Source organism: Streptomyces sp. UF-297, assembly GCF_058245575.1.
The window spans coordinates 114,234-120,898 of record NZ_JBSIBZ010000020.1 but is presented as its reverse complement, the minus strand read 5'-3'; the positions used below and the strand labels follow the sequence as shown (position 1 = coordinate 120,898).

Sequence of the window (6,665 nt, the reverse complement as noted above, 5' to 3'; positions counted from 1 at the left end):
CGCCTACTGAGCGGGCGCATGCGCAGGAGAGGAACTGCCACGTCCTGTGTGCGGTCTCCCTCCAGCACCCTGCGATCAGCCAAGGCCCCTCCTGGGTGGCCCGTCCCCCGTAGCTGGTTGGCCCATCCCCCGTACGCCGGGTGCGTCCTCCGGTGCCAATCCTGGACGATCGCGCTCCCGATTTCCACGGGTCTTCTTTTCCAGGTAATCCTGATACCTGGAAAAGTTGGCCGAAACCTCCTCAGGGAACTTCACGGCGATGGCAGGCTCAGCGGTACGTATACAGGCTGTTGCTGCGGTGACGGTCGGCCGGGAGCGGAACGGAATGAGCAAACCAGCCAGGGCTGTGCTCGGGCCGGCGGTCTCCACGGCCTCTCGCGCGAACACGGTCGGCCTGTGATCCGCCGAAGTCCGCGACCGTAGGGGTCCCACCGGTCGGCCCCGGTGGTGGGCCGGCAGCGACAACCCGTTGATCGTCTACGGAGCGTGTCTCCGCCGGAAAGGAAACAGCACACCATGGACGCCGAAGCACTGCGCCGGATGCTGAGTGAGCGAAGAGCATCCTTGAGTCCGGAGAGCTTCGGATTCACGCGGCGGGACCCTCGCGGCAGGAAGACGCCGGGATTGTCGCAGGCGCACATGGACGACCTTCTGGGGCGTGTGTCGGGTACGTACGGAAAACTGGAGCGCGGGGTGCTGGCCAACCCTTCCCCGGAATACCTGCACGATGTGGCCGACGTCCTCCGGCTCACCGCACAGGAGTGGCCGATCTTCTATGCCTATGCCCGAGGCGAGAAGCCGCCGTACCCGCTGTCCGATGTGGAGCACGTACCAGTACCCCGTGCCTGGGTGGACGTGGTGGAAGCCTTTTCCGCCATGGCGTATCTCTGCGACTCCGCCGGAAACGTCCTCGCCTACAACGACGCGCTCGCCCGAATGTTCCCGAACCGGCGGGTACCGGTGAACACACTCCACTGGATGCTGTTCAGCGATGACGCCCGCGATCACATACTGACCGACTGGGACCGCTGCTGGGCTCCGGTCATCGCCTCCAAACTGCGCTCCACGGTCGCTCAGCAGCGGAACAACCCGACCCTCCTGGCGCTCAAGGAACAGTGCCTCGCCGACCCCCGCACCCGGGACCTGTACACCAGCGTCCCCTCGGGTTACGTCCACCCCGACGGCGACGAGAGACCGCTCTGCCACGCCGAGTTGGGACCCGGACTCGTCAGCATGTGCGTCAGCGAGCCACTGAGCTCCCCCGGAATCCTGCTCTTCCTGCTGGTCTTCCGCCCCGCCGGCGCCCCCCACTCCACCCCCCAGCCGTTCGAACCGACCAGCCACCGCGATCTATCCGGCTACTTTCCGCCGCCCCGCCAAATCCCAGCCCGCCAGTAACCCTCTTCCCCTTTCCCCCTTCCTCGCCCCTGGACGGGCATCTCAGCGCCGGGACGCGGGGACGAGCCCGGGAGCGACCTTGAAGGAAAGGGCCTCCAGAAGCGGCTTGCGCTTGCTGTTATGGAAGGCGGCGATGCGCCACTGGCCGGGTAAGGGACCTGGCTTGCCACGAAGCGGCTCGTGTCGATCGGAGAGCCTGCGCTCTGCTCGGATGCACCCCATACCGTGGTCGCCCGCGCGCTTTCCGCGCTGTCGACGCCGGGCAACCGTGGGGAGAGCGCCGCTTCCGCAACATTCGTACGTGGATGGCCCTTTGGTGTCAGACTCTGCACGTCGGCCGTCCGGGCAGCCGACAAGGGGGCACCCGTCATGAGTTCACCTCCGCCCCGGAACTTCATCACCAGCAACGTCTCCAGCTCTGTTTTCGCGGACAACACCTTCGACATCCGGGCCCGCGAGCGACGTCGGCGGTCAAGCGTCCTGATGGGCGCTGTGGGGGGAACGGCGAGTGCCTTACTGATCTGGGGAGGGAGCCAGGCCGGCAGGAGCGATAGTGGGGCCGTCTGGGCTCCGCCCTCCTGGCTGTGGATCGTGTTTGCCGCGATGGCCGCTGCTGTGGCGGGCTCGGGGTGCTATTTCCTGCTGACCCGCGGCCGGCGCGAGGACGCTGAGCGCAAGGCGGCCCAGGAAGCGGCGGAACGCCGGGCCGAGTTCGACGCCCAGCAGTTGGCCGAACTCAAGACCGTCACACCGCTGGCGACGCTCCTGGAACTCAACCAGCGCCAATCGACGAATACCACCGAATCGCAACCGATCAGGCCGACCGGTCCTTTCGCTCCTCCCAGCGCGCCATGGCCCTGGGTCTGCTGGTCGTCACGGCCTGCTTCGGCGCCGGCATCTACTTCCACGACACCCAGGCGAAAATCTTCGTCGGCGCCATCGCCGTGGTCGGCGCTGCACTGTCCGGCTTCTTGAACCGTACCGATCTGCACATGTACGGACAGACCCTCAGCCAGCTCAATCGCTACGTCGAACAACCCGTCCTGACCAGCTACTACCTCACAGCGGAACGCCTCGCGCAGGACCTCACGGACAACCCCGAAAGCGAGATGCTCCGCCGCATCATCGAACAGGTCCTGACCGCCAGCGCCCAGATGAACAACGGGTCCACGCCCCGGAACCAGTCCCCGCCCCGGCAGCGCCGGACGAGGAGATCAGCCGCCGAGACCCCTTCGGCAGCGCAGTCCTCCGAGTAACCCATGTCGACGATGCTCGAAGTGCGTTCGGTGGTTTTCGGGTTGGGGTGGTGAGGGTTAGTGTCCGGGTGGCGTGTGGATGTGAGGGGTGGGGAGATGCCCGGTGGTGTGAGCGCGCGTTGACGTGGTGGGCCGTGTGTGTCCTGTCTTCGCGTGCTGCTCTCGTTGTGCGGCACGGGTCTTTGCCCGTTTGACGTTCGGTGCGCCTGTGGTGTGCCGGGTGGCGGGTCTCGTTGTGGGCCGTCCAAGGGGTTTTCGTGCCGTCGGTTTCTTCTGGTGTATCGGGTGTCTCTGGTGTTTCTGGTTCTGGTCGTTCTGTGCCGTGTGGTTTATGGCGGGACGGTGGATTTCGCTGGCTGTGGGTGGGGCAGACGGTTTCGCAGGTCGGTGAGCATGCGACTTCGGTGATTCTGCCGCTGATGGCGGTGGTGACGCTCGGTGCGGATGCCGGTGAGCTGGGTGTGGTGCGTGCGGTGGGGCAGGCTCCGGTTCTGTTGCTCGCCCTTGTCGCCGGGGTGTGGGTGGACCGGTGGCGGACGTGTCCGGTGATGGTGTGGGCGGATTGCGGCCGGGCCCTGGCGCTGGGGGTGGCGGCTGTCGCCGGTCTGCTGGGCGGACTCGGGCTGCCTCTGCTGTTGATGGTGGCCTTCGCGGTCGGAGCGCTGTCGGTGTTCTTCGATGTGGCGTATCAGGCTTCCGTCGTACGGCTGGTGAGGCGCGATCAGTTGGTACGGGGCAACAGCGCGCTGGAGGGCAGCCGGTCGGCAGCGCAGGTCGGTGGGCCGGCGCTGGGCGGGGCGCTGGTGTCGTGGCTGTCGGCGCCGGTTGCTGTCGGGGCGGGTGGAGTGTTGTTCGCGTTGTCGTTTCTGTCGGTACGGCGGATCGGGCGGCGTGAGGAGGTTCCGGATCGTTCGCCGGGGTCGAGGCGGGTGTGGCGGCAGGCTGGTGAGGGGCTGCGCTTGGTCGTCGGCGATGCCGTGCTGCGGGCGGTGGGGCTGGCCTCAGCCGCGTTCCAGTTCTTCTTCGCGGCGATGATGACGGTGTATCTGGTCTTTCTGCCGCGGGAGTTGCATCTTTCGGGCGGCGCCGTGGGGCTGGTGCTGGCGGCGACGGGGCCGGGGGCGCTGGCGGGTTCGCTGCTGGCGGCGCGGGTGCCGGGGCGGTGCGGTTATGGCGTGGTGCTGGTGTGTGCGGCCGTACTCGGTGACGGGGTGCTTCTGTGTGTGCCTGCGTTGCAGGGCTCCTCCGCGGTGACGGTCTTGGTGCTGGCGGCGGTCAATGTGGTCTTCGGGGCATCGGGGCAGTTGGTCAATGTCGCGTTGATGGCTGTGCGGCAGGCGGTCACTCCGGGTGGGATGCAGGGGCGTGTGGCCGCGTCGGTCGCATTCGTCGGGATGGGGCTGGCCCCGCTGGGTTCGCTGCTCGGGGGATGGCTGGCGGAGGGATGGGGGCTTCGTATCGCACTGCTGGTGGCGGCCGGCGGCATGCTGCTGTCACCGGTGGTGATGCTTCTTTCCCCGCTCGTACGTCTTGGGCGGGTGCTGCCGGTACCGCAGACAGACGCGTGACCCACGGCTGCCGGAGCGGACGAGTCGAGCCCGGGTGGTGGCGGGTGTGGCGCCGTCGGGGTGCGGCGTTGCGGCCGTTTCGGCGGCCCTCGCGTGCGTATCGGTGTACTGCGCGGTACGGCCGGGGCGTTGGGGCCGCGCTGTGCCGGTGCGCAGGCTGCCGACGGCACCGTTTTCGGCTTTTTGCGTGGTCTGGCCGCCGGCGGTCCGGTTTCCGGTGTCGTGGGGCTGCGGGGCATGCGCTGTGGGGGTGCGGGTGTCGTTGGTCGCGCGGCGAGGGCCGGGCTTAGGCGCGTGGCCTGGGCCGGGCGGATGGAGGGCAGGCGCGTCGGCTTATTGGGCCGTTGCCGGTGTTCCATGCTTGTCGGGCGGTGCCGGGTGGGTTCTGCGTACGACGGTCGGCGCCGTGGGGATTCCCACGGCGCCGATCGTCTTCAGGCCGTACGTATGGGAGTTGGTCGGCGGGCTGCGGTGCAGGCGAGGGCGGTGTCGGCATCGGTGGTGAGGAACACCTTGAAGGTCCAGGCGCAGTAAGGGGAGTTGATGCGTCCGATCAGCGGTGGTGCGGTTCCTTGGCGGGTGAGGATGTCGACGGTGGTCGGCGGGGTGAGCGTTTTGGTGCCCTGTTTGTGGGTGCTGCGGAGGCGGGCTGCGTAGACGGTGGTGAGTTGATAGCCGGGGGCCTGGCCGTCCCGGACGGTGAAGTCTCCTCCGTTGAGGAGGGCCGCCCTGGCGGGGTGGCCGGTTGTCGTCCGGTGGTGGAGGGTGTCGGCCAGGTGGGCCCGGTCCATCAGTGGTGTCCTCGTCTGGGCACAGAGGGTGGGGACGGGGAGGGGTGTGGTGGTGAGGTGGTCATCGGCGGGCGTCGGGTCCCGTCGACGGCAGGTAGCGCGGTGCCCGCCATGCTCCCAGTCGGCGCTCCACGGCTGCCCCCAGGGTCAGCAGCGCGGCGTCCTGGTGCTGGCCGGTCATGAGCAGTACGCCGACGGGCAGTTCGCCCACGGACCCGGCGGGCACCGACAGCGAGGGGTATCCGGCGACGGCGGCGGGGGTGGACGAGGGGATGACGTCGTTGTCGCCGCGTGCGCAGTCGGTGGTCCAGGCGGGCGGGTTGGTGGGTGCGGCGATGGCGTCGAGCCGGTGGGCGGCCAGGGTCTTGTCGAGGGACCGCCGGGAGAGGTCCTTCAGCTCGGCGCGGATGGCCTGGTAGCGGGGGTCGGTGGTGGGCGGCGCGGTCAGGGCCTGTTCGAACAGTTCCTGACCGGCGAAGCAGGTCTGCTCCGCCGGGTGGGTGCGGTTGAAATCGATGAGCGCGGCGAGATCCCGCGGCCCCTTGCGGGTGGCGAGGTAGGCATTGATGTCCCGGTGGAATTCGCTGAGCAGGGCCGGGAATTCGAGTTCGGCCAGGCGTTTTTGGTAGGGGGGAGTCACCTCGATGACCTCGGCGCCCGCCTTGCGCAGCTTCTGCGCCGTACGGGTCATGACGGCATCCACGTCTGCACCGAGTGAGGGCAGGCGCCACAGGCCGATCCGCTTGCCGCGCAGTGTGCCGGGGTGCGTCAGGTTCTGGGGCCGGTCGCCGGGGCGGGCGTCGGCGCCGCTGAGGGCGGCGAGGGTGAGCGCGGTGTCGGTGACGTTGCGGGCCATGGGGCCTGCGGTGTCCTGTTCGGCGGAGATGGGGACGACGCCGCTCTGGCTGACCAGATGGAGGGTGGGCTTGTGGCCGACGACGCCGTTCATGCCGGCCGGGCAGACGATGGAGCCGTCCGTTTCCGTACCGATGGCGACCTGGGCCAGCGATGCGGCGACGGCGGCGGCCGAGCCGGAGGAGGAGCCGCAGGGGTTGCGGTCCAGGACGTAGGGGTTGTGGGTCTGTCCGCCCGCCGCCGACCATCCCGAAGTGGGCTTGGTGGCGCGGAAGTTGGCCCATTCGGACAGGTTGGTCTTGCCGAGGATCACGGCGCCTGCCGCGCGCAGGCGCCGTACGAGCGTGGCGTCGGTGCGCGGCGGGGCGCCGGCCAGGGCCAGGGAACCGGCGGTGGTCGGCAGGCCGCGGGTGTCGATGTTGTCCTTGAGGAGGACGGGTATGCCGTCCAGGGGGCCGCGGGTGGTGCCGTTGCGGTGGCGGGCGTCGCTGTCGGCTGCCTGGCGCAGGGCGGTGGGGTCGGTGTGCAGGACGGCGTTGAGGGTGGGGTTGATGGTGTCGATGCGGTGCAGGTAGGCGGCGGTCAGGGCCGAGGAGGTCAGGGAACCTTGTGCCATCCGGGCCTGGAGCTGGGGGATGGTCACCGTATCGAGGTCGATCCCCAGGAGTGGCGGTGAGGCATCGGCGCCTGGCTGCGCCGCCTGCGCGCGGGGGGCGGGCGCGCCGGCGAGCAGGGATGCCGCGGCGAGGGCGGCGGTCAGGGCGGCGATGCTGCGCCTTCTCGTTGTCTGTCGCATG

Annotated in this window: 5 protein-coding genes; 3 read left to right on the top strand and 2 right to left on the bottom strand. The window is 69.0% G+C overall.

The window, feature by feature from the left end; genetic code table 11:
* Positions 1-639 precede the first annotated feature (639 nt).
* The 3 genes from AC4IJH_RS14815 (at position 640) to AC4IJH_RS14805 (ending at position 4,222) form a co-directional block, all read left to right on the top strand.
* Positions 640-1,398 (top strand): MmyB family transcriptional regulator, encoded by a 759-nt coding sequence (locus AC4IJH_RS14815; RefSeq protein ID WP_490852131.1) that lies wholly within the window; start codon positions 640-642, stop codon positions 1,396-1,398.
* A gap of 785 nt (positions 1,399-2,183) precedes the next feature.
* Positions 2,184-2,654 (top strand): TRADD-N-associated membrane domain-containing protein, encoded by a 471-nt coding sequence (locus tag AC4IJH_RS14810; protein WP_490852134.1) that lies wholly within the window; start codon positions 2,184-2,186, stop codon positions 2,652-2,654.
* Between the two features lie 257 nt (positions 2,655-2,911).
* Positions 2,912-4,222, top strand: coding sequence for an MFS transporter (locus AC4IJH_RS14805; protein ID WP_490852130.1), 1,311 nt, complete (start codon positions 2,912-2,914; stop codon positions 4,220-4,222).
* Between the two features lie 434 nt (positions 4,223-4,656).
* Here the strand turns inward: AC4IJH_RS14805 and AC4IJH_RS14800 are convergent, their stop codons facing one another.
* Positions 4,657-5,013 carry a hypothetical protein gene (locus AC4IJH_RS14800; RefSeq protein WP_490852129.1) on the bottom strand — a complete coding sequence of 119 codons (357 nt, stop codon included), beginning with the start codon at positions 5,011-5,013 and terminating at the stop codon, positions 4,657-4,659.
* Between the two features lie 61 nt (positions 5,014-5,074).
* Positions 5,075-6,664, bottom strand: a complete 1,590-nt coding sequence (locus tag AC4IJH_RS14795) for an amidase (RefSeq protein WP_490852128.1) — start codon at positions 6,662-6,664, stop codon at positions 5,075-5,077.
* Position 6,665 lies beyond the last annotated feature (1 nt).

Excerpts from the sequence above, each read along its gene's own strand:
- AC4IJH_RS14815 (WP_490852131.1), top strand. The coding sequence starts at position 640 with ATGGACGACCTTCTGGGGCGTGTGTCGGGTACGTACGGAAAACTGGAG.
- AC4IJH_RS14800 (WP_490852129.1), bottom strand. The coding sequence starts at position 5,013 with ATGGACCGGGCCCACCTGGCCGACACCCTCCACCACCGGACGACAACC.
- AC4IJH_RS14795 (WP_490852128.1), bottom strand. The coding sequence starts at position 6,664 with ATGCGACAGACAACGAGAAGGCGCAGCATCGCCGCCCTGACCGCCGCC.